The sequence below is a fragment of the Sinomonas flava genome (assembly GCF_039531875.1).
In the GTDB taxonomy this organism is placed as follows: Bacteria; Actinomycetota; Actinomycetes; order Actinomycetales; family Micrococcaceae; genus Sinomonas; species Sinomonas flava.
Map to the genome: position 1 here is coordinate 52,183 of NZ_BAAAQW010000003.1, position 23,998 is coordinate 76,180.

Genomic DNA, 23,998 nt, shown 5'->3' on the forward strand with positions numbered 1-23,998 from the left:
TCCGTGGCCGTGGCGTGCTGTGGGGTATGCCACCTATGGTTTGAGGAGGTGCACGAAAAGGTCAACGACTATGCACATACGTGCAGAATGGGCTCAGATGGACCCCACTGATAGCGGCTCCGCCGCCTCCGAGGCAGGCCCGCGCGCACAGAATCCCGTCACCCGCAAGCACAGGGACGCGCTGCTCGCCGCCCGGCTCTACTACCTCCAGGACCTGACCATGGAGGGAATCGCGCGCCAGCTGCGCACCTCGCGGTCCACCGTCTCGCGCCTGCTGGCCTTCGCCCGCGACGAGGGGCTGGTGCAGATCCAGATCCACAGTCCCATCGACTCGGCAGCCGAGCTCGAGACCGCCGTGTCGCGGCGGTTCGGGGTGCAGTCCCACGTGGTCCCCCAGGTCGACCACCTCACGGAGGCCGAGACGCTGGACCGTGTGGCCATGTACGCGGCCAGGACGCTGACGCCGCTGGTCCAGTCCGGCGCCGTGATCGGCATCGCCTGGGGGTCGACGCTCAGCGCCATGAGCCGCCACCTCACGCGGCGGCCCACCCACGGGGCGACGGTCGTCCAGCTCAACGGCGCCGCCAACACCCAGACGATGGGCCTGGGCTACGCGAGCGAGATCATGCGCCGGTTCGCCGACGCCTTCGACGCGGACGTCGAGGAGTTCCCGGTTCCGGCGTTCTTCGACCGGCCCGAGACCAAGGAGTGGATGTGGCGCGAGCGCAGCGTGCGGCGCGTGCTCGACGTCCAGGACCGCATGACGCTGGCCGTCTTCGGCATCGGGTCGGCGAAGGCCGACGTGCCCAGCCACGTGTACTCCGGCGGGTACCTCGACAGGGCCGACCTCGAGTCGCTCGAGGCCGAAGGAGTGGTGGGCGACGTCGCGACGGTGTTCTACCGGGCCGACGGCTCTTCGGAAGGGATCGACCTCAACCTCCGCGGCACAGGGCCAGACCTCGCGGGACTGCGTCGCGTGCCGCGCAGGCTGTGCATCGTCTCGGGCATCGCCAAGTCCGCGGCGCTCCGCGGCGCCCTCAACGCCCGCCTCGCAACGGACCTCATCGTCGACGAACCCACCGCGCGGGACCTGCTTGCCGAGCAGGCCTGACGCCGCCGGCCGGTAGGGTGGTCGCATGACCGCCTCCCCCACGGCGCCCGACTTCCTCTCCGACCAGCTCGCCCTGCGGGAACGCCGCGTGCGGGTGCCTGCCGACGGCGCGGACACGGCCGTGTTCACCTACGAGCCCTCCCCTGCCGACGACGCCGCGCCCACCATCCTCGCCGTCCACGGCTTCCGCGGCACCCACCACGGCCTGCTCCGGGTCGTCGACCAGCTTCCGGGCGTGCGGTTCGTCATGCCGGACCTTCCGGGGTTCGGGGAGTCCGGCGTCCTGCCGACGGGTGAACACTCGGTCGAGGGCTACGGACGGTGGCTCGGGTCGCTCGCCGACGAACTCGTGCTCGGCCCCGACACCGTCCTCCTCGGCCACTCGTTCGGGTCGATCGTGGCAGCGCACTTCGCGGCCGCCCATCCCGGCCGCTTCCGCCGGCTCATCCTGGTCAACCCCATCTCGGCCCCGGCGCTCGAGGGCCCTGCCGCCATCGCGAGCCGGCTTGCCGAGCTCTACTACTGGAGCGCGGCCAAGCTGCCCGAGAGCGCCGGAGCGGCGCTGCTGCGGAGCCCCGCGGTCGTGCGCGTGATGAGCGGGATCATGGCCAAGACGAAGGACCCCGACCTGCGCGCATTCATCCATGCCCAGCATCACGCGCACTTCAGCGAGTTCGCCAACCGGGCCTCGCTGCTCGAGTCGTTCAAGGCATCGATCTCGCACCATGCCGCGGAGACGGCGGACAGGCTGGACCTCCCCGTCCTGCTCATCGCCGGCGAGAAGGACGAGGTGGCCGACCTCGCAGACGTGCGCAGGTTCCACGAGCGCTGCGCGGACTCGCGCCTGACGGTGGTCCCCGGCGTCGGGCATCTCATCCACTACGAGACTCCCGAGCCCGCGGCCGCCGCCATCGAGGAGTTCCTGGCGGAGGGAGGCGCATGAGGGTCCTCATCGACGCCCGCTTCACGCGGACAGACCAGCACGACGGCATCAGCCGCTTCGGCTCGAGCCTGATCGAGGCGGTCGCGCGCAAGGCGGAGGTGGCCGTCCTCATCAACGACGACCGGCAGCTCGCGCTCCTCCCTGACGTGCCCCACGTCAAGGTCACGAGCCCGCTCTCCCCCGCCGAGCTGTTCATCGCCGCGCGTGTCAACGCGCTCGCGCCGGATGTCGTCTTCTGCCCGATGCAGACGATGGGGACCTGGGGGCGGCGGTACCCCTTGATCCTGACGCTGCACGACCTCATCTACTACGAGCACCCCGAACCCCCGGGATTCCTGCCCGGACCGGTGCGCCTCCTGTGGCGGCTCTACCACAAGGCGTACTGGCCGCAGCGGCTCCTGCTCGACCGCGCCGACGTCGTCGCCACCGTGAGCCACACGACGCGCCGGCTCATGTCGGAGAAGCGGCTCACGCGGCGGCCGGTGCGCATCGTCGGCAACGCGCCCCAGGGAGGGCGCACTCCCCGGCGCCCGGAGGACGGCTCGGACAAGACGCTGCTCTACATGGGTTCGTTCATGCCGTACAAGAATGTCGAGACGGTGGTGGCGGGGATGGCGGAGCTGGGCGACTACGAGCTCCATCTCCTCTCGCGCATCTCCCCCGCCCGCCGGGCCGAGCTCGAAGCGGCCGTCCCGCCCGGCGCCAGGGTCGTCTTCCACGGCGGCGTGAGCGAGTCGGAGTACGAGGCGCTGCTGTGCCGCACCACCGCGCTCGTGAGCCTCTCGCGCTCCGAGGGCTACGGCCTGCCCCTCGTGGAGGCCATGAGCCTCGGCACGCCCGTCATCGCGAGCGACATCCCGATCTTCCGCGAGGTGGGCGGCTCTGGAGCGTTCTTCGTCGATCCGGACTCCCCCGCGGAGTTCGCCCGGGCGGTCCGCGCCCTCGAGGCGCCGGGAGCGTGGGAGGCCGCATCAGCCGCAGCGCTCGCCCAGGCGGGTACGTTCAGCTGGGATGCCTCCGCAGACGCCCTGCTCGCAGCCGCCGAGGAGGCCGTCGCAGCGTTCGCCGCGCGCAGGCGGGGCTGAGGCGGCGCGCACGCGCTGACGGACGACGGCGCAGCCCCGCCTGACGCCTGCACCTCACCGCATCCGCGTCAGAGCACGTCGGGCGAGTCGACCCGCACCTGCACAGGGCCGGTCTCGCGGCGGGCGGCGAGCGATGTCCGCACGTGCCGGAGTCCGCGGGTGAGGGCCGCCCCGGACGAGATGGGGAAGAAGACCAGTGCCCTGACGGTGGCTGCCTGCTCGTGGGGTCCGGGCCCCTCGGGTTCCCTCTCGACAGGTCCGGCCACCCGGACCCCCGGGATGTCGAGAAGAGGCCGTGCCGCGGCGAGGAATGCCTCCACGTCGGGGGCCGCCCCGGTGAGCGCAGCGACGCGGACCGCCGGCGGCAGCCCGAGCTCGCGCCGGAGGTCGAGCTCGCGCGCGGCGAAGCCCGCAGGGTCCCACCGGACCAGCGCCGCGACCGCCTCGCTCTCGCCCGCGGTGATGACCACGCGCCCGCCGTCGCCCGCTGCCCGGACCAGGGCCGCGGCATTGAGCCACCGGCGCAGGGCCTCCTCGGGCGCGCGCAGGCTCTCACGTCTCAGCAGCGTGTCGCCGTCGAGGAGGACCGCTGCCGCGTAGCCGGACGGCGCGACAGGCTCGGCGCCCACGGTGGCGACGACGAGGGCGGGTGCATCCGGCACCTCGGCCTTGACAGCGTCCCCGGACGAGGTCACCACGACGGCCCCGGGGAAGGCCCGCCCGAGCTCCTCGGCGGTCCGGAGGGCGCCCACAGCGGTGCGCCGCAGCCCGTGTCCGCCGCACACCCGGCACGTGAAGTCCCGCTCGGGCGTCGCGCACCAGCGGCACTCGACGGTCCGCTCGCGCCCGGCCGCTCGCTCGGCCAGAGGGCCGGCGCAGTGCCGGCAGCGCGCGGGTTCCCGGCAGCGCGTGCAGGCGAGCGACGGCGCGTAGCCGGCCCGAGCGACCTGGACGAGCACGGGGCCGTCTGCGAGGGCATCGCGGGCGAGCTGCCACGCAGCGTGCGGGAGCCGGGCTATCCGGGCGAGCGGGTCCCGCGCCGATTCGACGCTGTCGGCGGTGCTCGTCACGCGCGGCAGAGAGCGGCGCAGGACAGACCGCTCCGCGGCGATGCGCTGGAGCCATCCCGTGGCCGCGAGCCGCTCGGACTCGGCGCTGACCGTGTGGCCTGCGATCAGCACCGCGCAGCCGGTCTGCTCGGCGCGCAGCAGCAGGACCTCGCGGGTGTGGAAGTACGGCGCGCGGGGTTCGGCGTGGAGGTCGTCCCCGTCGTCCCAGCACACCACCAGCCCCAGACTGGGCACGGGTGCGAAGGCAGCGCCGCGCGTTCCGACGGCGACATGCGCGCGTCCGGCGAGCAGCTCGAGGAAGCCCCGGGACCGTGTGCTCGGGCCGTCCTCGGCAGCGAGGCGGACGACGCGCTCGCCGGGCAGCGCAGCCTCGAGGGCGGCGTGGGCTCGCGCGAGGTCCCTGCGGTCGGGCACGACGACGAGCGCGCCCCGCCCGGACGACCTCGCCGCGGCGACCGCTCCGGCCACGAGCTGGGGCCACGCCGCGGGACCGTACCCATGCACGGCCGAGAGGACCGCCCGTGGGCTCCCCCCGGCGGCGAGGTGCCGCAGGAAGGCCGCGCCGTGGCGGAGCTCGGTCCAGCCGGCGGCCGCCGACGCGTCGGGCACATGATGGGGCGGGTCCGCTGGCCGCGTGACCGCACGAGGCTCCCCAGCGGCGTCGTGCGTCTCCTGCCCCTCTCCCGCGGCGAGGTCGAGGGCGAACTGGGCCTCGACCTTCGCCGCCCGCGGGGGCACGGCGAAGCGTAGGACATCCCCGAGGGCGCCGGCCCAGCGCTCTGCGACGGCGGACGCGAGCTCGGCCACCTCGGGAGTGAGCACGGGCAGCGGCGAGAGGACCGCGGCGATCGGCGCGAGGCGGACACCGGCGTCGGAGGTCTCACGGCGCTCGAGGATGAACCCGACATGCTCCTGCCCAGCAACGCGGACCTTCACGCGCACGCCGGGACGGGCCGCGTCATGGAGCTCCTCGGTGACGAGGTAGTCGAACGGGCGGTCCAGCTGCGGCAGCGGCGACTCGACGCTCACCCGCGCGACGGGAAGCTCGGGGGCCGGTCGCGGAGCGGAAGGAGGCGGGACGGCGGGGAAGCCGCTCAGGAGCGAGGGCTGGACGGGTTCGCGCTCGGGCACCGCTCGTCGCCCGGTGCTCACTCGCCGAAGAAGTCCCTGAGGTCCTGCACGCGGTCGAGGCGCTCCCACGTGAAGTCCGGCTCCTCGCGGCCGAAGTGGCCGTGGGCGGCGGTCTTGGCGTAGATCGGGCGCTTGAGGTCGAGCGCCTCGATGATGGCCCTCGGGCGCAGGTCGAAGACCTCGTTGATGGCGGCGCTGATGCGCAGCGGGTCGACGCTCTCGGTGCCGAAGGTCTCGACATAGATTCCGACCGGGCGTGCCTGGCCGATCGCGTAGGCGACCTGGACCTCGGCGCGGCGAGCGAGTCCGGCCGCAACGACGTTCTTGGCGACCCACCGCATCGCGTACGCGGCCGACCGGTCCACCTTCGAGGGGTCCTTGCCTGAGAAGGCGCCGCCGCCATGACGGGCGAATCCGCCGTAGGTATCCACGATGATCTTGCGTCCCGTGAGGCCCGCGTCCCCGACGGGGCCGCCGATGATGAACGCACCGGCCGGGTTGAGGATGCTCCGCGTGTGCGCCGACTCGAGGTCGCTCATGGCGAGCACCGGCTTGATGACGTGGTCGGCGAGGTCCGCGCGCAGGGTGGACAGCTCGGTGCCCTCGGCGTGCTGGCTGGAGATGACGACCGTCTCGACGCTCACCGGCCGGTCGCCGTCGTACCCGACCGTGACCTGGGTCTTGCCGTCCGGGCGGAGGTAGGCGAGCTCGCCGCTCTTGCGGACCTCCGTGAGACGCTCGGAGAGCCGGTGGGCGAGCCAGATGGGGGTCGGCATGTACGTCTCGGTCTCGTCCGAGGCGTAGCCGAACATGATGCCCTGGTCGCCGGCGCCCTGGAGGTCGTACTCGTCCTCGTCCGTGCCCTCGCGGGCCTCCAGCGAGGTGAAGACTCCCTCGAAGATGTCGGAGGACTGCTGGCCGATGGAGACGGAGACGCCGCAGCGCGCGCCGTCGAACCCGTTGGCCGAGGAATCGTAGCCGATGCCGAGGATCGTGTTCCGCACGATCTGCGGGATCTCCACGTACGCATCTGTTGTGACCTCGCCCGCCACGTGCACGAGGCCCGTCGTCGCCATCGTCTCGACCGCGACCTTCGACTCCGGATCCGCCGCCAGGAGGGCGTCGAGGATCGCGTCGCTGATCTGGTCGCAGATCTTGTCGGGGTGCCCCTCCGTCACGGATTCAGAGGTGAAGAGGCGCAGGGCGGTGCTGTCAGACGAGTGTCCGACGGCGGCTTCGGGTGCGTGAGTCACTGGTCCACTCTACTGGGTGTCTGCTGGGCCTCGAGTTCGCGCGTCACGCGCCGTATGACGGCAGCGGCGACCTCGTCCTTCGACCCTTCCGCGTGCTCGGGCTCGCTTCCGTCGCGCGCGAGGATGGTCACGGAGTTCTCGTCGCGCCCGAACACCCGGTCCGTTCCGACCTCGTTCAGGACGAGCAGCTCGCAGCCCTTGCGCTCGAGCTTGTCGCGCGCATAGTCGAGCACGCTCGCACCGGCGTCGCCGGTCTCGGCGGCGAAGCCGACGATGAGCTGCGGGCGCCCGGCGGCGTTGCGGCGCTGGACGAGCTCGGCGAGGATGTCGGGGTTCCGCACGAGGGTGATGACGGGGTCGGCGGTATCGTCGCGCTTCTTGATCTTGCTCGCGTGCTGCTCGGCGGGACGGAAGTCGGCCACGGCGGCGGCCATCACGATCACGTCCGCGTCCGGGGCGCGCTCCACCATGGCGTCCCGCAGCTCGAGCGCGGAGTCCACGCGCACGAGGTCGGCTCCCTCCGGGGGCGCGACGTCCAGGTGGGCCGCGACGAACGTCACCTCCGCTCCCGCGGCGAGAGCCGCCCTGGCGAGGGCGGCGCCCTGCTTCCCGGACGAGCGGTTGCCGAGGAACCGCACCGGGTCGATCGGCTCGCGGGTCCCGCCGGCCGAGACCAGGATGCGGCGGCCGGCGAGCGGCCCGCTCCGGAGGGCGGCGCCGTCGTCCGCCTGGGCCGCGGGGAGGACGAGGCCCATCGCGGCGGCGAAGATTTCCTCGGGCTCGGGGAGCCGGCCGGGGCCGCTGTCGGGTCCGGTGAGCCGGCCGACGGCGGGGTCGAGGACGGTGACGCCGCGCTCGCGCAGGAGCGCCACGTTGGCCTGCGTGGCAGGGTGGCGCCACATCTCGGTGTGCATCGCGGGAGCGAGCAGGACGGGGCACCGGGCCATGAGGAGGGTGTTGGTCAGGAGGTCGTCGGCGTGGCCGCCCGCCGCGCGGGCCAGCAGGTCTGCCGTGGCAGGCACGACGACGACGAGCTCGGCCTCGTGGCCGAGGCGGACGTGGTTGACGGTCTCAACGGCCTCGAAGACGCCGGTGCGCACCGGCTTCCCGGAGAGCGCCTCCCAGGTGGCCTTCCCGACGAACGCCAGGGCGGCCTCGGTCGGCACCGCGGTGACGTCATGCCCCGCCTCGGTGAAGAGGCGCAGGAGCAGGGCCGCCTTGTAGGCCGCGATCCCGCCTCCGATGCCCAGGACGATGCGCACTCCGCGCCCCCTCTCCCCTACTGGTCCTCGGACTCCACGGGCTGCTCGATGGGGTTCGCGACGAGGAGGCCGTCGTTGATCTCGCGGAGGGCGATCGAGAGCGGCTTCTCGTTGAGCTTGGTGTCCACGAGCGGGCCGACGTACTCGAAGAGGCCCTCGTGCAGCTGGGCGTAGTAGGCGTTGATCTGGCGTGCGCGCTTCGCACCGAAGATCACGAGGCCGTACTTCGAGTCGGACTTGGTCAGGAGGTCGTCGATCGGGGGGTTGATGATGCCTTCGGGGTTCGAGGACATGATGGCTCCAATGCTCGTTGCGGGAGGGTGTGCTGGCGCTAGCGCGTCGTCTGTCGCGCGTGCGGGGTCAGTCCCATGAGGGACACAAGCTCGTCGGCCGCGCGCTTCACGTCGTCGTTGACGACCGTGACGTCGAATTCCGACTCGGCAGCGAGCTCTATTTTAGCCGTTTCGAGGCGACGCTGCTGCTCCTCCGGGCTCTCGGTGCCGCGGCCGACCAGCCGGCGCACCATTTCGTCCCAGCTCGGAGGGGCGAGGAACACGAATCGGGCGTCCGGCATCGCGGCCTTCACCTGGCGGGCGCCCTGGAGGTCGATCTCGAGGAGGACGTGCTTCCCGGCCGCAATGGCCTCCTCGACGGTCCGGCGCAGGGTGCCGTAGCGGTTCCTGCCGTGGACCACCGCCCACTCGAGGAATGCGCCCTCCTCCACGAGCCTGTCGAACTCCTCGGGCGCGACGAAGAAGTAGTGGACGCCGTCCTGCTCCCCCTCGCGCGCAGGGCGCGTGGTGGCTGAGACAGACAGCCACACTTCGGGATACGTGTCGCGGATGTACGTCGACACGGTGCCCTTGCCGACCGCCGTCGGACCGGCCAGTACTGTGAGCCCGATGTCCTTGCCACCCGGCGTGCCGGCGGCTGGGGCGTGTGCCTGGTCCACTCTGTCCTCTCGATCGTGCTGCGGCGCCTGCGGGCTCCGCACGTCAGTTCGCTCCCAGAAAATCTACCAGCGCCCGGCGCTGGTGCGCCCCGAGCCCCCGGAGCCGCCGGCTCGGCGCGATGCCCAGCCCCTCGAGGATGGCGAGCGCGCGCACGGGGCCGACGCCGTGGAGCGACTCGAGCATGTCCGTCACCTTGAGCCGTGCGAGGGCCTCGTCGGTCTGGGCGCGCTCGAGCACCTCTCCCACCGTCGCCTCGCCCGACCGCAGCAGCGCCTTGGCCTCCGCCCGCGCGACCCGCGCCGCCACCGCCTTCTCGAGGGCGTCGCGCCGCTGGGCGGGGCTGAGCGGAATCAGGGCCACGGGCTCACCCTACGCTCAGCCGGCGAGCTCTGCGAGGGTGCGCTCCGCCCGCTCGCGCACCCCGGCGGCGGTGGGGCCGCCGGTGAGGATGTCCCTGCTCGAGGTCCCGAGCACCTGCCCGTAGGCCGCCCCGAAGGTCGTGCGCAGGTCCGCCGGGGTCGCGCCCTGCGCGCCGAGGCCGGGGGCGAGGATGGGGCCCGCCATCGCCGCGAGGTCGAGCCCCAGCGCGTCGACGGCACCTCCCACGGTCGCCCCGACAACGAGCCCGACCGAGCCGTGGCCCTCGGGCGAGCCCGCATAGCGCCGGTTCTCGGCAGCGGCGGCATCGACGATGCGGCGCGCCACCGAGGCGTCCCCGCCGACGTGCTGCACGGAGGCGCCCTCGGGGTTGGAGGTCAGGGCCAGCACGAAGACGCCGCGGCCGGTCTCAGCCGCGAGGTCGAGGGCCGGTCGGAGGGACTCGAAGCCGAGATAGGGGCTCAGCGTCACGGAGTCTGCCGCCAGGGGGGAGCCGTCGCGCAGCCAGGCGTCCGCGTAGGCAGCCATCGTCGAGCCGATGTCCCCGCGCTTCGCGTCGGCGATCGTGAGCATGCCCGCGTCTCGGGCGGCGGCCAGAAGCTCCTCGAGCACCGCCAGACCGGCCGAGCCGTGGCGCTCGTAGAGCGCGACCTGCGGCTTGAGCGCGGCGGCCACGTCGGCCACCGCCTCGAGCACGGTGAGGGAGAAGCGCCGCAGCCCGTCGGCGTCGTCCGCGAGCCCCCACGCTGCCAGGAGCGACGGGTGCGGGTCGACGCCGACGCACAGGGGGCCGCGCGCGGCCGTGGCCGCCGCGAGGCGCTCGCCGAACGGCGCGCGCCCCGCGGCAGTCGCTCCGGCCGGAGCCTCAGACACCAGCGGACTCCGGCACGTCGTGCGGCTCCCCGCGGAGGGCGGCCGCGTGCTCCTGGAGACTCGTGACGCTCCACTCGAAGCTGCGCATCGCCTCGATCGCGAGCACCGCGAAGTTGAACTCCGCGACGGTCGTGATGCACGGCTTGCCGTTCGAGGTGGCGGCGGCGCGGATCTCGTAGCCGTCGCCGCGCGCGGCCCCGCCGGACGGCGTGTTGATCACCATGTCGATCTTGCCGTCGTTGATGAGGTCCACGATCGTGCCCTCGCTGTTGGCCTCTGCGCTCGCCGAAGCCGAGCCGTCGGTGACCTTGCGGACCACGGACGCCTGGATGCCGTTGCGGTTCAGGACCGCGGCGGTACCGGAGGTCGAGACGATCTCGAAGCCGAGGTCGGCGAGCTTCTTGACGCCCAAGATCACCGAGCGCTTGTCCCGGTTGGCCACGGACACGAAGACCCGCCCGGAGGTCGGCAGGGAGCTGTTCGCCGCGGCCTGGCTCTTGGCGAAGGCCGTGTCGAAGTGCTTGTCGATGCCCATGACCTCGCCGGTCGAGCGCATCTCTGGGCCGAGGAGGCTGTCCACCACGGTGCCCTCGGGAGTGCGGAAGCGGCTGAACGGCAGGACCGCCTCCTTGACCGCCACCGGGGCATTGGCGGGCAGCACCGCGCCATCGCCGGTCTCCGGCAGCATGTGGTACGCGCTCCGCAGCTGCTTGATCGTGACGCCAGTGCCGATGAGCGCCGCGGCCTTGGCGAGCTGCACCCCAGTGGCCTTGGATACGAAGGGCACCGTGCGGGACGCGCGGGGGTTCGCCTCGAGGACGTACAGGACGTCGGAGGCGATGGCGAACTGGATGTTGATGAGCCCGCGGACCCCGACGCCGCGCGCGATCGCTTCGGTCGCGGCGCGCACCCGCTCGGCCACGTCGGTTCCGAGCGTGACCGGCGGCAGCACGCAGGCCGAGTCGCCCGAGTGGATGCCGGCCTCCTCGATGTGCTCCATGATGCCGCCGACGTAGAGGTCGGTGCCGTCGTAGAGGGCATCGACGTCGATCTCGACCGCGTCCTCGAGGAAGCGGTCGATCAGCACCGGGTGGTCCGGAGTGATCTCGGTGGCGTTGGCGATGTAGCGGGCCAGGTTCGGCTCGTCGTACACGATCTCCATCCCGCGGCCGCCCAGGACGTAGGACGGACGGACGAGCACGGGGTACCCGATCTCGTCGGCGATCCGCTTGGCCTCCTCGAAGGAGACGGCGGTGCCGTTCTTGGGAGCGATCAGGCCGGCGTCGTCGAGCACCTTCGCGAAGGCTCCGCGGTGCTCGGCGAGGTCGATCGCCTCCGGCGACGTGCCGAGGATCGGCACGCCGGCGTCGGCCAGCTGCTGTGCGAGCTTGAGCGGGGTCTGGCCGCCGAGCTGGACGAACACGCCCAGCACCCCGCCCGTACGCTCCTCGGCCGCGATGACCTCGAGCACGTCCTCGAGCGTGAGCGGCTCGAAGTACAGGCGCGTGGAGATGTCGTAGTCCGTCGAGACGGTCTCCGGGTTGCAGTTGACCATGACGGTCTCGTAGCCGGCCCTGCGCAGTGCCATGGTGGCGTGGACGCACGAGTAGTCGAACTCGATGCCCTGCCCGATGCGGTTGGGGCCCGAGCCGAGGATGACGATCGAGGGCTTCTTGTGCAGCTCGACCTCGTCCTCCTCGTCGTAGGACGAGTAGTGGTAGGGCGTGTAGGCAGCGAACTCGGCGGCGCAGGTGTCCACCGTCTTGTAGACCGGGCGGACGCCGAGCGCCTGGCGGACGCCGCGGACAACGGCCTCGGCCGAGTGCGTGAGGGCCGCGATCTGCTCGTCAGAGAAGCCGTGGCGCTTGGCGAGCCGCAGCACGTCCTCGGTCAGCGCCGGGGCGGCCTTGATCTCGGCAGCGACCTCGTTGAGCAGCTGCAGCTGGTCGAGGAACCACGGGTCGATGCCCGTCGCCTCGTGCAGTTCCTCGACGCTCGCACCGCCGAGCAGCGCGCGCTGGACTTGGGCGAGGCGCTGGGTGGTGGGGCGCTTGGCCTTCTCCACGAGCTCCGCGACCTCGTACTCGGGCACGGAGGAGAAGTCGAGCTGCGCGCCCTTCTGCTCGAGGGAGCGCAGCGCCTTCTGGAGCGCCTCGGTGAAGTTGCGCCCGAGGGCCATCGCCTCGCCGACGCTCTTCATCGTCGTCGTCAGCGTCGGGTCCGCGGCAGGGAACTTCTCGAACGCGAAGCGAGGGACCTTCACGACGACGTAGTCCAGCGTCGGCTCGAAGCTCGCCGGCGTCTTCTGGGTGATGTCGTTCGGGATCTCGTCGAGCGTATAGCCGAGCGAGAGCTTCGTGGCGATCTTCGCGATCGCGAAGCCCGTGGCCTTCGACGCGAGCGCCGAGGAGCGGGAGACGCGCGGGTTCATCTCGATCACGACGACGCGCCCCGTCTTGGGGTCGACGGCGAACTGGATGTTGCATCCGCCGGTATCGACGCCGACCTCCCGGATGACGGCGATCGCCACGTCACGCAGCTTCTGGTACTCGCGGTCGGTCAGCGTCAGGGCCGGGGCGACGGTGATGGAGTCGCCGGTGTGCACGCCGACCGGGTCGAAGTTCTCGATCGAGCACACGACCACGACGTTGTCGTTCTTGTCCCGCATCATCTCGAGCTCGTACTCCTTCCAGCCGAGGATGCTCTCCTCGAGGAGCACCTCGGTGGTCGGGCTGTACTGCAGGCCTTGGCCGACGATCCGGCGCAGGTCCTCCTCGTTGTAGGCGAGCCCCGACCCGAGGCCGCCCATCGTGAAGGACGGGCGGACCACCATGGGGTAGCCCAGGTCCTCGGCCGCGGCGAAGGCCTCGTCCATCGTGTGCACGATGTGGCTCTTGGCGCTCTCGGCGCCGCAGCGCTCCACGACGCCCTTGAACTTCTCGCGGTCCTCGCCCAGCTCGATTGCGGCGATGTTCGCGCCGATGAGCTCGACGTCGTACTTCGCGAGCACGCCGTTCTTGTCGAGCGCGATAGCGGTGTTGAGCGCGGTCTGACCACCCAGGGTCGGCAGGACGGCGTCGGGGCGCTCCTTGGCGATGATCTTCTCGACGACCTCCGGGGTGATCGGCTCGACGTAGGTCGCGTCGGCGAACTCGGGGTCCGTCATGATCGTCGCCGGGTTGGAGTTCACGAGGATGACCCGGAGGCCCTCCTCCTTGAGCACGCGCAGGGCCTGGGTGCCGGAGTAGTCGAACTCCGCGGCCTGGCCGATGACGATCGGGCCTGAACCGATGACCAGGACGCTCTTGAGATCCGTACGCTTCGGCATTACTTGGCTTCCTCGGTCTCGGGGGTGGCGGTGGACTTCTTGTTCGACGCCATCAGGTCGATGAAGCGGTCGAACAGGTATGCGGCGTCGTGCGGGCCGGCCGCGGCCTCGGGGTGGTACTGGACCGAGAACGCGGGGATGTCGAGGCACGCGAGGCCCTCGACCACCTGGTCGTTGAGGCTGATGTGGGAGACCTCGACGCGGCCGAAGCGCTCCTCCGGGGCGACCCTCGCGCCGTCGAGCGGCGCGTCCACCGCGAAGCCGTGGTTCTGGCTCGTGATCTCGACCTTGCCGGTCCGGCGGTCCATGACGGGCTGGTTGATTCCACGGTGGCCGTAGCGCAGCTTGTACGTTCCGAAGCCGAGCGCGCGGCCGAGGATCTGGTTGCCGAAGCAGATGCCGAAGTAGGGCATCTTCTCGTCCAGGACCGACCTGAGCAGTCCCACCTGGGCATCTGCCGTGGCGGGGTCGCCGGGGCCGTTCGACATGAAGACGCCGTCGGGGTTGATGGCGCGCAGGTCCTCGATGGTGGCGGTGGCGGGGAGGACGTGGACCCGGACGCCCCGCTCGGCGAAGCGGTGCGGCGTCATGGACTTGATGCCGAGGTCGATCGCGGCGATCGTGAAGCGCGGGTCCCCGTCCCAGCCGTGGTCGGCGGGCTCGACCACGTAGGCTTCGTCGATGCTGACCTCCTCGGCGAGGCGCGAGCCCTCCATGGGCGCGCTTCCGAGGACGTCGTCGAGGAGCTCGCGGTCGGAGCGCTGGGCGGCCTCGCCGGAGAAGATGCCGGCGCGCATCGTCTTGTGCTCGCGCAGGTGGCGCGTGATGGCGCGCGTGTCGACGCCCTGGATGCCGACGATGCCCTGGTCCTCGAGCTCCTCGTCCAGGCTGCGCTCGCTGCGCCAGTTCGAGGGTCGACGCGCGGGGTCACGCACGACGTACCCGGCGACCCAGATGCGGCGGGACTCCGCGTCCTCGCCGTTCACTCCGGTGTTCCCGATGTGCGGGGCCGTCTGCACGACGATCTGCCGCGCGTAGGACGGGTCGGTGATGGTCTCCTGGTAGCCGGTCATTCCGGTTGCGAAGACCGCCTCGCCGAGCGAGGTGCCCACCGCCCCGTAGCTGTGCCCGCGGAACATCTTCCCGTCCTCGAGCACCAGGACGGCTGGCTGCCGCTGCTTCGCCTTTTCAGTCACGATTCACTCTTTCCCTGACCCGCGCCGTCACCCGGCGCGGAACCCATCAAATCCTCGATTGCTGCCACAAGGGCATTCTTCTCTTCGGCGTACCGGGGCCGGAAGCCCGTGTCCACCGGGTGCCCACCGAGCTGCCAGCCCACGACGACGAGCCCGTCCTTCTCGACGAACTTCCCCGCCATCCCGGACTCGAGCCGGACATCCCGCAGGTCCCCGGCCGGGACGAAAAGGGGCCCGGCCCCGGACCGGTCGAAGACCAGTCCGGCATCCGCCACCACCGCGTCGGCGGTGGTCCGCACGCCGAGGCCGTGCACCGCGATCCGGTCGAGCCAGTCCCCGGCGCTCGTCGTCACGACGTACTGGCCGGGGCAGCGGAGCCTCTCCGCGCCCGTGTCCTCCGGGACCGGCGCGGGGGCAGGCACGCCACTCTGGCGTCGGAGACGTCCGCGCCAGCCGACCCACACGAGCGCGACCAGCACGACGGCGATGCCCAGCATGAGCAGGCCCGGGCCGAGCCGCTCCATCAGCGGGCCTCGGCCGCGTGGTCCCCCACGAGCGCGGGGTGCGGCGTGTTGAGGGCGCCGTCGAGCACCGTCGCGTGGCCGCGGAAGAACGTGGCCACCACGCGGCCGGGGAGCTCGCGGCCTGCGAAGGGCGAGTTGCGGCCCTTGGTCGCCTGCACGGCGGGGTCCACGGTCCAGCGCGCGGCCGGGTCCACGAGCGTCACGTTCGCGGGCTCGCCCTCGGCGAGCGGCCGGCCCTGGTCCGCGAGCCCGCCGATCCGTGCCGGCACCTCGGACATCGCGCGGGCGACGCCGCGCCAGTCCAGGAGGCCCGTCTCCACCATGGAGTGCTGGACGACGGACAGGGCCGTCTCGAGCCCCGTCATGCCCATCGCGGCTTGGGCCCACTCGCACTCCTTGTGCTCGCTCGGGTGCGGCGCGTGGTCGGTGCCTACGACGTCGATCGTGCCGTCGGCGAGGGCCTGCCGGAGGGCCTCGACGTCGCTGGGCGTGCGCAGCGGCGGGTTGACCTTGTACACCGGGTCGTACGTGCGGACGAGCTCGTCCGTGAGCCAGAGGTGGTGAGGGGTCACCTCCGCTGTGACGTCGATGCCGCGGGCCTTGGCCCAACGGATGATCTCGACCGAGCCGGCGGTGGAGACGTGGCAGACGTGCAGCCGCGACCCGACGTGCTGCGCGAGCAGGACGTCGCGGGCGATGATGCTCTCCTCCGCCACCGCGGGCCAGCCGGGCAGGCCGAGGACCGCGGACACGGCGCCCTCGTTCATCTGGGCGCCCGCGGTAAGGCGCGGCTCCTGCGCGTGCTGGGCCACGACGCCGTCGAACGCCTTGACGTACTCGAGGGCGCGGCGCATGAGGACGGGGTCGTGCACGCACATGCCGTCGTCCGAGAACATCCGCACGTGCGCTGCGGACTCGGCCATCGCGCCGAGCTCGGCGAGCTGCTCGCCGGCGAGTCCCACGGTCACGGCGCCGACCGGCCGGACGTCGACCCAGCCTGCGCGCCGGCCGAGCGTCGCGACCTGTTCGACGACGCCCGCGGTGTCCGCGACCGGGTTGGAGTTGGCCATCGCGTGCACGGCGGTGTAGCCGCCGAGAGCGGCCGCGCGGGACCCGGTCTCGACGGTCTCCGCGTCCTCGCGGCCGGGCTCGCGGAGGTGGGTGTGGACGTCGACGAGGCCCGGGAGCGCGACGAGGCCGTCGGCGTCGACCACGGTGGCGCCCTCGGCGTCGAGGCCCGAGCCGACGCGGGCGATCCGGCCGTCGGCGATGAGCAGGTCGACCCGCTGCTCGCCGTAGAGCGAGGCGCCGCGGACGAGGTACGTCTCTGAAGCGGTCATGAGGCAGTCTCCTTGGCGAGGTGTGCGGGCAGGGCCTGTCGTTCAGGCTGGGGCGGACCGTCCAGGCCCCCGGACATGAGCAGGTAGAGCACTGCCATGCGCACCGACACGCCGTTGGCCACCTGTGCCAGGACCTTTGACCGCTTTGAGTCGGCGGCCGTCGAGGAGATCTCCAGGCCGCGCACCATCGGGCCGGGGTGGAGGATGATCGTGTCCTTGAGCCCGAGCTCGTCCAGACGGGCGAAGCGCTCGTCCCCGAGCCCCCAGCGCCGCGAGTACTCACCGGTGGACGGGAAGTACGAGGCGTTCATGCGCTCCGCCTGGACGCGCAGCATCATGACCGCGTCGGGGCGCGAGGCGAGGGCGGTGTCGAGGTCATAGGAGACCGCGCACGGCCACTGCTCGATGCCCACCGGCAGGAGCGTGGGGGGTGCCACGAGAGTCACGGAGGCGCCCAGCGCGGTCAGGAGCCACACGTTCGAGCGCGCGACGCGCGAGTGGAGGATGTCGCCGACAATGATGACCTTCGCCCCGGAGAGCGCAGTCCCGGTCGACGCGGTTCCCGCGAGCCGGGCCCAGTGGCGGCGGAGCGTGAACGCGTCCAAGAGTGCCTGGGTCGGGTGCTCGTGCGTCCCGTCGCCCGCGTTGACCACGGCGGCGCTGATCCAGTCCGTCGTCGCCAGGCGGTGCGCGGCGCCCGAGGCGCTGTGGCGGATCACGACGGCGTCTGCGCCGATCGCCTCGAGCGTCTGGGCGGTGTCCTTGAGCGACTCCCCCTTGGAGACGGACGAGCCGCGTGCAGCGAAGTTGATCACGTCCGCCGAGAGCCGCTTGGCCGCGGCTTCGAAGGAGATCCGCGTGCGGGTCGAGTCCTCGAAGAAGAGGTTGACCACGGTGCGGCCGCGCAGCGCGGGGAGCTTCTTGACCTCGCGGTCGTTGACGGCGCTCATCTCCTCGGCGGTGTCGAGAATGCGGATGGCGTCGTGGGCGGAGAGGTCCTTGGTGCTCAGGAGGTGCCTCACCGGGCCACTCCCTCGCTGGCCGGGGCCTCGATCGAGACCAGGTCCTCGTCGTAGCCGCCCGCCGCGTCCACCTCGGTCAGGCGGACGCGGACCTTCTCGGCGCGCGACGTCGGAAGGTTCTTGCCCACGTGGTCGGCCCTGATCGGGAGCTCGCGGTGGCCGCGGTCCACGAGGACGGCGAGGCGCACCGAGCGGGGGCGCCCGAGGTCGGTGAGGGCGTCGAGTGCGGCCCTGATGGTGCGGCCCGAGTACAGGACATCATCGACGAGCACGACGACGCGGTCGTCGATGCCGCTCGCGGGGAGGATGGTCCGGGCGGGCGAACGCGTAGGCTGGCGTGCGAGGTCGTCCCGGAACATCGTGATGTCGAGCTGGCCCACGATCGCGGCCGCGTCGACGCTCGGGTCGGCGGTTGCGAGCTTGGCCGCAAGCCGGACGGCGAGGGGGTAGCCCCGCCGCGGGATGCCGAGGAGGACGAGCCCTTCAGGGCCCTTGTTGGCTTCGAGGATCTCGTGCGCGATGCGCGTGAGCGCGCGGTCGATGTCGCCCGCGCTCAGGACGATGCGCTCCGCCCCTGAGGAAAGGTCCTCGCCGCCGGATTTCTCTGCCTGGGATGATGCCACAGCAGACCCCTTTCCCCGCCTCGCAGGACGGAATTAAAAGGACAACGGTCGATCCACGCTACCACAGCGCCGAGGGCCCTCAAGGCCCCTGTGGCTCCCGTCACCGGCACCCGGCGCAGGCCGGCTGCAGGGTCCTCACGCTGCCCCCGGGAGAGCGCGCCGGCGCTAGCCTTGAGCCATGACCAGGTACGACGCCGGCTGGCCGCCTGCCTTTCCCAGTCAGGCTCCCCAGCCGCCGCCCGCCCGCAGGGGCGCCGGGCTCCTCGCCCTCTTCGTCGCGGGCGGGGTGCTCGTGGTCGCGAGCCTCCTGCTCGTCGTCCCCTTCCTGCTGCGCTCGACCGGCAGCGCCGGCTTCGCGATCGGGTTCGTCCTCTCTCTGTTCCCGCTCGCCGTCGTGCTCCTGGCGGTGTATGCCGTGGACCGATGGGAGCCGGAGCCGAAGCGCCTGCTCGCCTTCGCCCTGGCGTGGGGCGGGGCGGTCGCCGTGGCAGCGACGACGCTCGTCCAGCCCCTCTTCATGGCAGCGTTCGCCCCGCGGGGGGCCACCGAAGCCCGCACCATGGAGTTCCTCGCCACCGTCCAGGCCCCCATCGTCGAGGAGACGGCCAAGGGCGTCGGACTGCTCATCCTCATGCTCGTGGCGCGCAGGCATGTGGGCGGTCCGGTGGACGGGATCGTCTACGGCATGACGGTGGGCGCGGGGTTCGCCTTCACCGAGAACGTCCTGTACTTCGGGCGCCTCTATGACGACAGCTCGGGCTCCCCAGCGTCGCTCGCAGTCATCTTCACCCTCCGCGGGATCCTGTCCCCCTTCGCCCACGCGATGTTCACCGGTGCCATCGGCCTCGCGATGGGATTCGCCGCGCGGCGGTCCGGCCCCGTCGGGATTGCGGTCGCGTTCGTCGTGGGCCTCGTCCCCGCCATGCTCCTGCACAACGTGTGGAACGGCGCGGGCGAGGACTTCTTCATGCTCTACGCCCTCGTGCAGGTCCCGCTCTTCGCCGCATCGGTGGCGGGCGTCTACGTCCTCAGGCGCGCCGAGGCGCGGATCACGCACGCCCGCCTGGTCGAGTACGCCCAGGCCGGCTGGTTCACGCCGCTCGAAGTCGAGATGCTCGCGACCCCCCGCGGCCGCTCCGCCGGCCTCCGCTGGGCCACGTCGGCAGGACGGCGGGCGCCGATGCAGGCCCTCATCCGCACGGCGACGCAGCTGGCCTCGAGGAGGCAGCGCGTCCTGAGCGGGAGGGACCTTGACGGCTACGAGGGCGCCGAGCGCGACCTCCTCGACCGAGTCGTCCGCCTGAGGGCCGAGATCACGGGCGTTCCCCACGACCGCCCGCAGCTGTGAAGCTCAGGACGACGCGTGCCGGGACCACGCAAGGAGGGGCCCCGCCAGCGGCGGGACCCCTCACTTCACGCAGACACCGGCGGGTCAGGCCAGCAGGGTCGGCTTGAGCTGCTGCAGGCGCCCCAGGAGGCCGTTGACGAACTGCGGCGACTCGTCGGTGGACATCGTCCGGGCGAGGGCGACCGCCTCGCTCACGGCAACACCGTCCGGGACGTCGTCGTTGAAGAGCAGCTCCCACGCACCGATCCGCAGGACGATCCGGTCGACGGCCGGCATCCGTTCGAGGGTCCAGCCCTGCGCGTACGTGCGCAGGATCTCGTCGATCTGCGCCTGCTTGGCCGTCACGCCGTCGACGATCTCGACCGTGTACGGGTTGATGGTCTGCTCGGTCGAGTCGCGGCGCCGCTGGATGACCTCAGACGGCGTCACCGAGCGCTGCTCGGCTTCGAAGAGGATGTCGAGGGCCCGCGAACGGGCCTTTCCACGGGCGCTCACTAGTCGTTGACACGTCCCAGGTAGCTGCCGTCACGGGTGTCGACCTTGACCTTGGTCCCGGTCTCGAGGAAGAGCGGCACCTGGATCTCGTAGCCCGTCTCGACGGTCGCGGGCTTCGTGCCGGCAGACGAGCGGTCCCCCTGGAGGCCCGGCTCGGTGTAGGTGATCTCGAGGACCACGCTCGGCGGGAGCTCGACGTAGAGCGGGGAGCCGTCGTGGAGGGCGATGAGGATCGTCTGGCTCTCCAGCATGAAGTTCGCGGCGTCGCCGACGGTCTCGCCCGGAACGGTGATCTGGTCGTAGGTGTCCGTGTCCATGAACACGAAGTCCGCGCCGTCCTTGTAGAGGTACTGGTAGTCGCGGCGGTCCACCGTGGCCGTGTCGATCTTGGTTCCGGCGTTGAACGTCTTGTCGACGACCTTGCCCGAGAGGACATTGCGCAGCTTGGTGCGCACGAACGCCCCGCCCTTGCCCGGCTTGACGTGCTGGAACTCGATGACGTTCCACAGCTGGCCGTCCAGGTTCAGTACGGTGCCGTTCTTGATGTCGTTGGTGGTTGCCACGAAAAGCCTCTCTGGTCTGCTGTGAGAAATCCGCAGACCATTCTACCCGTACGGGACGCCTCCGCCCCGACGCGGCGGCTCCGGAGCGTCAGGACTGGGCGCTGAGGACTTCGCGGACCCGCCCCAGAGCCACCGTGGAGGTGTAGATGAGGCTCGCATCCGCCGAGGCGGCGACCCGGAGGTCGAGTGCCTTGGAGAACGCGCTCTCCGCGGCGGAGTACTTCCCGCGGGTGAACTGGATCTTCCCGAGGTAGTGGTAGACCACCGCCTCGCGCGGCGTCCCCTTGACCTCGGCGAGCAGCTTCTGGGCGCGCTCGACGGCGCGGTCGTTGCGGTGGCCCGCGCGCATGACGTCGAGCTCGAGGACCTTGAGCTTGAACGACTCGGGATCCTGGTAGCGGGCCTCCATGAGGATCTCGGCCGCCTCGTTCACGTGTCCCCGCGCCAGTTCCACCATGGCGTGGTCAGCCGGCTCTGCGGTGGCTGCCAGCGCGGACTCGCAGCGTTCCTCGTCGACGATCTCGGCGTCGAGCGTGTCAGGGTTGAGGGCGATCCCGGGGAAGCCGGCGTCCGGCCATTCGCGGCGATCGAGCATCATGCCGGTATCCCCTCCGCAATCTCCTGGTAGGCGGCGAAGAGGAGCGATGTGTCCGGGACCTCGAGGATTCCGGGCTTCGCGACGTCGTCCAGGACGACGAAGCGCAGCAGGTCGCCACGTGCCTTCTTGTCCCGGCGCATCCCGTCGAGGAGTGCCTGCCACCGGTCCGGCCGGTAGGAGGTGGGCAGCCCGAGGGAGGTGAGGATGCTGCGGTGGCGGTCGGCGACCTCGTCCGAGAGCCGTCCGACGCTGCGGGAGAGCTCCGCAGCGAACATCATCCCGACGCTCACGGCGGCCCCGTGCCGCCACGAGTAGCGCTCCGCCAGCTCGATGGCGTGGCCGAGGGTATGGCCGTAGTTGAGGATCTCGCGCAGGCCGGACTCCTTGAGGTCGGCGGAGACGACCTTCGCCTTGACGGCGATGGCCCGCTCGATGAGCTCCCGCACGGTCGACGACGCCGGGTCGGCCACGGCGGCCGGGTCGCGTTCGATGAGCTCGAGGATGGCGGGGTCGGCGATGAAGCCGCACTTCACGACCTCTGCCATGCCCGAGACGAGCTCGTTGCGGGGAAGCGTCGCGAGCGCGTCGAGGTCGGCGAGCACGGCGGCCGGCGGATGGAAGGCGCCGACGAGGTTCTTGCCCTCCGCCGTGTTGATCCCCGTCTTGCCGCCGACAGACGCGTCGACCATCGCGAGCAGGCTCGTGGGCAGGTGGACGACCCGGACGCCGCGGAGCCAGGTTGCGGCCACGAAGCCCGCGAGGTCGGTCACGGCCCCGCCGCCCACCGCGACGATCGCGTCCGACCGGGTGAAGTCGTTCTGTCCCAGCACCTGCCAGCAGAACGCCGCGACCTGGATGTGCTTGCCCTCCTCGGCGTCCGGGATCTCGGCGGTGACCGCCGTGAATCCGTCGGCTGCGAGGGAGTCGCGCACGGCGTCGCCGGTTGCCCGCAGCGCGCGGGGGTGGATGACGAGCACGCGGCGGACGCGCTCCCCGAGGATGGGCGCGAGCCGGTCGAGCAGGCCGTGGCCCACCACCACGTCGTAGTTCTCCGCGGGTGTGGCTCCCGTGACCTTGATGACTGCAGCGTCGCTGCTCATGCCTGGACTCCCTCGTCGATGCGGTGTGCCGCCGCCTGCGTGTGTGCGCCCGTGTCGCTCCCCGAGCAGATCCGTCGCGCGATGAGTTCCGCGACTTCCGGGGCCGTGCTCGTCCCCGTGTCCACCGTCAGCGACGCGAGCTGCTCGAAGACGGGCCTGCGCCGGTCCATGAGCGCCTTCCAGCTGCCTTCGGCATCCCCGTGCAGGAGCGGCCGGTCCGCGCTTCCGGCGAGCCGGGGGGCGACGTCGTCCCATGAGGCGCGCAGGTAGACGCGGTGGACGTCCGTGAGCCGTGTGCGCGTCTCCTCGCGCAGGACGGATCCGCCGCCGAGCGCGAGGACAAGGCCTTGGGGGTGGATTCCGGTGAGGGCCCGCGCGATGGCCTCGGCCTCGGCGGCGCGGAACGCCTCCTCCCCGTGGGCGGCGAAGATCTCGGGGATCGGGCCGTGCTCGGCCACGACGAGCGCATCGGAGTCGAGGAACTCGGCCCCCACGAGCTCGGCGAGGGCGACGCCGACGGAGCTCTTCCCCGCGGCCATGGGACCGAAAAGGACTACCGGTCGGTCAAGCCGGCATGGAGCCGGCGCGGTCATCCAACCACCGAGTCGAGGTTCGCGGGGATGGCGGCGACGTAGGCTTCGAGGTTGCGCCGGGTCTCGGCGACCGAGTCGCCGCCGAACTTCTCGAGCACGGCCTGGGCCAGGACGAGCGCGACCATCGCCTCGGCGACGACGCCGGCGGCGGGGACGGCGCAGACGTCGGAGCGCTGGTGGTGGGCCTTGGCCGCCTCTCCGGTGGAGACGTCGATCGTGCGCAGGGCGCGCGGCACCGTGGCGATGGGCTTCATGGCCGCGCGGACGCGGAGGACGTCGCCGATGCTCATGCCGCCCTCGATGCCGCCGGCCCGGTTGGTAGAGCGGACGATCTTGCCTGCGGCGTCGCGGACGATCTCGTCGTGGGCGGCGGACCCGCGGCGGGCAGCGGTGCGGAAGCCGTCCCCGACCTCGACGCCCTTGATGGCCTGGATGCCCATGAGTGCCCCGGCGAGGCGCGCGTCGAGCCGGCGGTCCCAGTGGACGTAGCTTCCGAGGCCCGGCGGGAGCCCGTAGGCGAGGACCTCCACGACGCCGCCGAGGGTCTCGCCCTCCTTGTGCGCGGCGTCCACCTCAGCGACCATCGCCTCGGAGGTGGCGGCGTGGAAGCAGCGCAGGGGGTCGGCATCGAGCGCTTCGACATCCGCCGGCAGCGGCAGAGGAGCGTCCTCGGGGGCAGCCACTCCGGCGATCTGGGTCGTGTGGCTCACGAGCTCGATCCCGAGCTCGCGCAGGAACGCTGCGGCCGCGGTGCCGAGCGCTACCCGGGCAGCGGTCTCCCGGGCTGACGCGCGCTCGAGGACCGGCCTGGCCTCGTCGAAGCCGTACTTCTGCATCCCGGTGAAGTCGGCGTGGCCCGGGCGGGGCCGGGTGAGCGGAGCGTTGCGCGCCTGTCCCTCGAGCTCGGCCGCGTCGACGGGGTCAGCCGCCATGATCTGCTCCCACTTGGGCCACTCGGTGTTGGCCACCTGGATGGCGACGGGGCCGCCCTGGGTCAGTCCGTGGCGCACGCCGCCGACGATCGTCACCTCGTCGGCCTCGAACTTCATGCGGGCGCCGCGGCCGTAGCCGAGACGGCGGCGGGCGAGCGCCGCCTTGATGTCCTCGCTTGTCAGGCCGACGCCGGCCGGGAGGCCCTCGACGATTCCAACGAGTGCCGGGCCATGGGACTCACCGGCGGTCAACCAACGCAACATGTATTCCATCCTG

At 71.7% G+C, this 23,998-nt stretch carries 23 protein-coding genes; 4 read left to right on the plus strand and 19 right to left on the minus strand.

What is annotated here, in order from left to right; all coding sequences use genetic code 11:
- Positions 1 to 97: 97 nt before the first annotated feature.
- From ABD298_RS02925 to ABD298_RS02935, 3 genes are read left to right on the plus strand one after another with little or no spacing between them, the layout of a single operon-like run.
- On the plus strand, positions 98 to 1,111 hold the full coding sequence (locus tag ABD298_RS02925) for a sugar-binding transcriptional regulator (protein WP_344298208.1): 1,014 nt from the start codon (positions 98 to 100) through the stop codon (positions 1,109 to 1,111).
- A gap of 25 nt (positions 1,112 to 1,136) precedes the next feature.
- Positions 1,137 to 2,054 carry an alpha/beta fold hydrolase gene (locus ABD298_RS02930; RefSeq protein WP_344298209.1) on the plus strand — a complete coding sequence of 306 codons (918 nt, stop codon included), beginning with the start codon at positions 1,137 to 1,139 and terminating at the stop codon, positions 2,052 to 2,054.
- Complete coding sequence (locus ABD298_RS02935; RefSeq protein ID WP_344298210.1) at positions 2,051 to 3,139, plus strand: glycosyltransferase family 4 protein; 1,089 nt, start codon at positions 2,051 to 2,053, stop codon at positions 3,137 to 3,139. Before ABD298_RS02930 ends, ABD298_RS02935 begins: the two co-directional genes overlap by 4 nt.
- Positions 3,140 to 3,207: 68 nt before the next feature.
- Here the strand turns inward: ABD298_RS02935 and ABD298_RS02940 are convergent, their stop codons facing one another.
- Genes ABD298_RS02940 through pyrR form a run of 13 tightly spaced genes read right to left on the minus strand, consistent with a single transcriptional unit; the run spans position 3,208 to position 18,092 of the window.
- Complete coding sequence (locus ABD298_RS02940; RefSeq protein ID WP_344298211.1) at positions 3,208 to 5,340, minus strand: primosomal protein N' family DNA-binding protein; 2,133 nt, start codon at positions 5,338 to 5,340, stop codon at positions 3,208 to 3,210.
- 17 nt (positions 5,341 to 5,357) lie between these two features.
- The gene (gene metK, locus ABD298_RS02945) at positions 5,358 to 6,593 is read right to left on the minus strand and encodes a methionine adenosyltransferase (RefSeq protein ID WP_255405676.1); all 1,236 of its coding nucleotides are present in this window, start codon (positions 6,591 to 6,593) and stop codon (positions 5,358 to 5,360) included.
- Positions 6,590 to 7,855 (minus strand): bifunctional phosphopantothenoylcysteine decarboxylase/phosphopantothenate--cysteine ligase CoaBC, encoded by a 1,266-nt coding sequence (coaBC, locus tag ABD298_RS02950; protein WP_344298212.1) that lies wholly within the window; start codon positions 7,853 to 7,855, stop codon positions 6,590 to 6,592. Before coaBC ends, metK begins: the two co-directional genes overlap by 4 nt.
- A gap of 17 nt (positions 7,856 to 7,872) precedes the next feature.
- On the minus strand, positions 7,873 to 8,148 hold the full coding sequence (gene rpoZ, locus ABD298_RS02955; RefSeq protein ID WP_208712620.1) for a DNA-directed RNA polymerase subunit omega: 276 nt from the start codon (positions 8,146 to 8,148) through the stop codon (positions 7,873 to 7,875).
- 38 nt (positions 8,149 to 8,186) lie between these two features.
- Positions 8,187 to 8,807: a guanylate kinase gene (gmk, locus tag ABD298_RS02960; protein ID WP_344298213.1), complete on the minus strand. Its 621-nt coding sequence runs from the start codon at positions 8,805 to 8,807 to the stop codon at positions 8,187 to 8,189.
- Positions 8,808 to 8,850: 43 nt separating this feature from the next.
- Positions 8,851 to 9,168 (minus strand): integration host factor, actinobacterial type, encoded by a 318-nt coding sequence (mihF, locus tag ABD298_RS02965; protein WP_208712621.1) that lies wholly within the window; start codon positions 9,166 to 9,168, stop codon positions 8,851 to 8,853.
- Positions 9,169 to 9,183: 15 nt separating this feature from the next.
- Positions 9,184 to 10,059, minus strand: coding sequence for an orotidine-5'-phosphate decarboxylase (pyrF, locus tag ABD298_RS02970; protein WP_344298214.1), 876 nt, complete (start codon positions 10,057 to 10,059; stop codon positions 9,184 to 9,186).
- The gene (gene carB, locus ABD298_RS02975; protein WP_344298215.1) at positions 10,052 to 13,387 is read right to left on the minus strand and encodes a carbamoyl-phosphate synthase large subunit; all 3,336 of its coding nucleotides are present in this window, start codon (positions 13,385 to 13,387) and stop codon (positions 10,052 to 10,054) included. Before carB ends, pyrF begins: the two co-directional genes overlap by 8 nt.
- Positions 13,387 to 14,583 carry a glutamine-hydrolyzing carbamoyl-phosphate synthase small subunit gene (gene carA, locus ABD298_RS02980; RefSeq protein ID WP_344298216.1) on the minus strand — a complete coding sequence of 399 codons (1,197 nt, stop codon included), beginning with the start codon at positions 14,581 to 14,583 and terminating at the stop codon, positions 13,387 to 13,389. Before carA ends, carB begins: the two co-directional genes overlap by 1 nt.
- Positions 14,580 to 15,107 carry a PH-like domain-containing protein gene (locus ABD298_RS02985; RefSeq protein ID WP_344298217.1) on the minus strand — a complete coding sequence of 176 codons (528 nt, stop codon included), beginning with the start codon at positions 15,105 to 15,107 and terminating at the stop codon, positions 14,580 to 14,582. The genes carA and ABD298_RS02985 overlap by 4 nt, the downstream gene beginning before the upstream one ends.
- A complete protein-coding gene (locus ABD298_RS02990) occupies positions 15,107 to 16,447 on the minus strand; it encodes a dihydroorotase (protein WP_344298218.1) in 1,341 nt (446 codons plus the stop codon). Before ABD298_RS02990 ends, ABD298_RS02985 begins: the two co-directional genes overlap by 1 nt.
- Positions 16,444 to 17,469, minus strand: coding sequence for an aspartate carbamoyltransferase catalytic subunit (locus ABD298_RS02995; protein ID WP_344298219.1), 1,026 nt, complete (start codon positions 17,467 to 17,469; stop codon positions 16,444 to 16,446). The genes ABD298_RS02990 and ABD298_RS02995 overlap by 4 nt, the downstream gene beginning before the upstream one ends.
- Positions 17,466 to 18,092 (minus strand): bifunctional pyr operon transcriptional regulator/uracil phosphoribosyltransferase PyrR, encoded by a 627-nt coding sequence (gene pyrR / locus ABD298_RS03000; protein WP_344298220.1) that lies wholly within the window; start codon positions 18,090 to 18,092, stop codon positions 17,466 to 17,468. Before pyrR ends, ABD298_RS02995 begins: the two co-directional genes overlap by 4 nt.
- Before the next feature lie 178 nt (positions 18,093 to 18,270).
- Between pyrR and ABD298_RS03005 the strand changes: the two genes are divergently transcribed.
- Positions 18,271 to 19,440, plus strand: a complete 1,170-nt coding sequence (locus ABD298_RS03005) for a PrsW family intramembrane metalloprotease (RefSeq protein WP_344298221.1) — start codon at positions 18,271 to 18,273, stop codon at positions 19,438 to 19,440.
- Positions 19,441 to 19,524: 84 nt separating this feature from the next.
- Here ABD298_RS03005 and nusB read toward each other — a convergent pair whose 3' ends face one another.
- The 6 genes from nusB to aroC form a co-directional block, all read right to left on the minus strand.
- Entirely contained in the window at positions 19,525 to 19,935 is a 411-nt protein-coding gene (nusB, locus tag ABD298_RS03010) for a transcription antitermination factor NusB (RefSeq protein WP_208712629.1), read from the minus strand.
- Positions 19,935 to 20,498: an elongation factor P gene (gene efp / locus ABD298_RS03015; protein ID WP_208712630.1), complete on the minus strand. Its 564-nt coding sequence runs from the start codon at positions 20,496 to 20,498 to the stop codon at positions 19,935 to 19,937. The genes nusB and efp overlap by 1 nt, the downstream gene beginning before the upstream one ends.
- A gap of 88 nt (positions 20,499 to 20,586) precedes the next feature.
- Positions 20,587 to 21,096: a tetratricopeptide repeat protein gene (locus ABD298_RS03020; RefSeq protein ID WP_344298222.1), complete on the minus strand. Its 510-nt coding sequence runs from the start codon at positions 21,094 to 21,096 to the stop codon at positions 20,587 to 20,589.
- Entirely contained in the window at positions 21,093 to 22,196 is a 1,104-nt protein-coding gene (aroB, locus tag ABD298_RS03025) for a 3-dehydroquinate synthase (RefSeq protein ID WP_344298223.1), read from the minus strand. Before aroB ends, ABD298_RS03020 begins: the two co-directional genes overlap by 4 nt.
- A complete protein-coding gene (locus tag ABD298_RS03030; protein ID WP_344298224.1) occupies positions 22,193 to 22,735 on the minus strand; it encodes a shikimate kinase in 543 nt (180 codons plus the stop codon). The genes aroB and ABD298_RS03030 overlap by 4 nt, the downstream gene beginning before the upstream one ends.
- A 50-nt stretch (positions 22,736 to 22,785) precedes the next feature.
- Positions 22,786 to 23,985, minus strand: a complete 1,200-nt coding sequence (gene aroC / locus ABD298_RS03035; RefSeq protein ID WP_344298225.1) for a chorismate synthase — start codon at positions 23,983 to 23,985, stop codon at positions 22,786 to 22,788.
- Between the last annotated feature and the right edge of the window lie 13 nt (positions 23,986 to 23,998).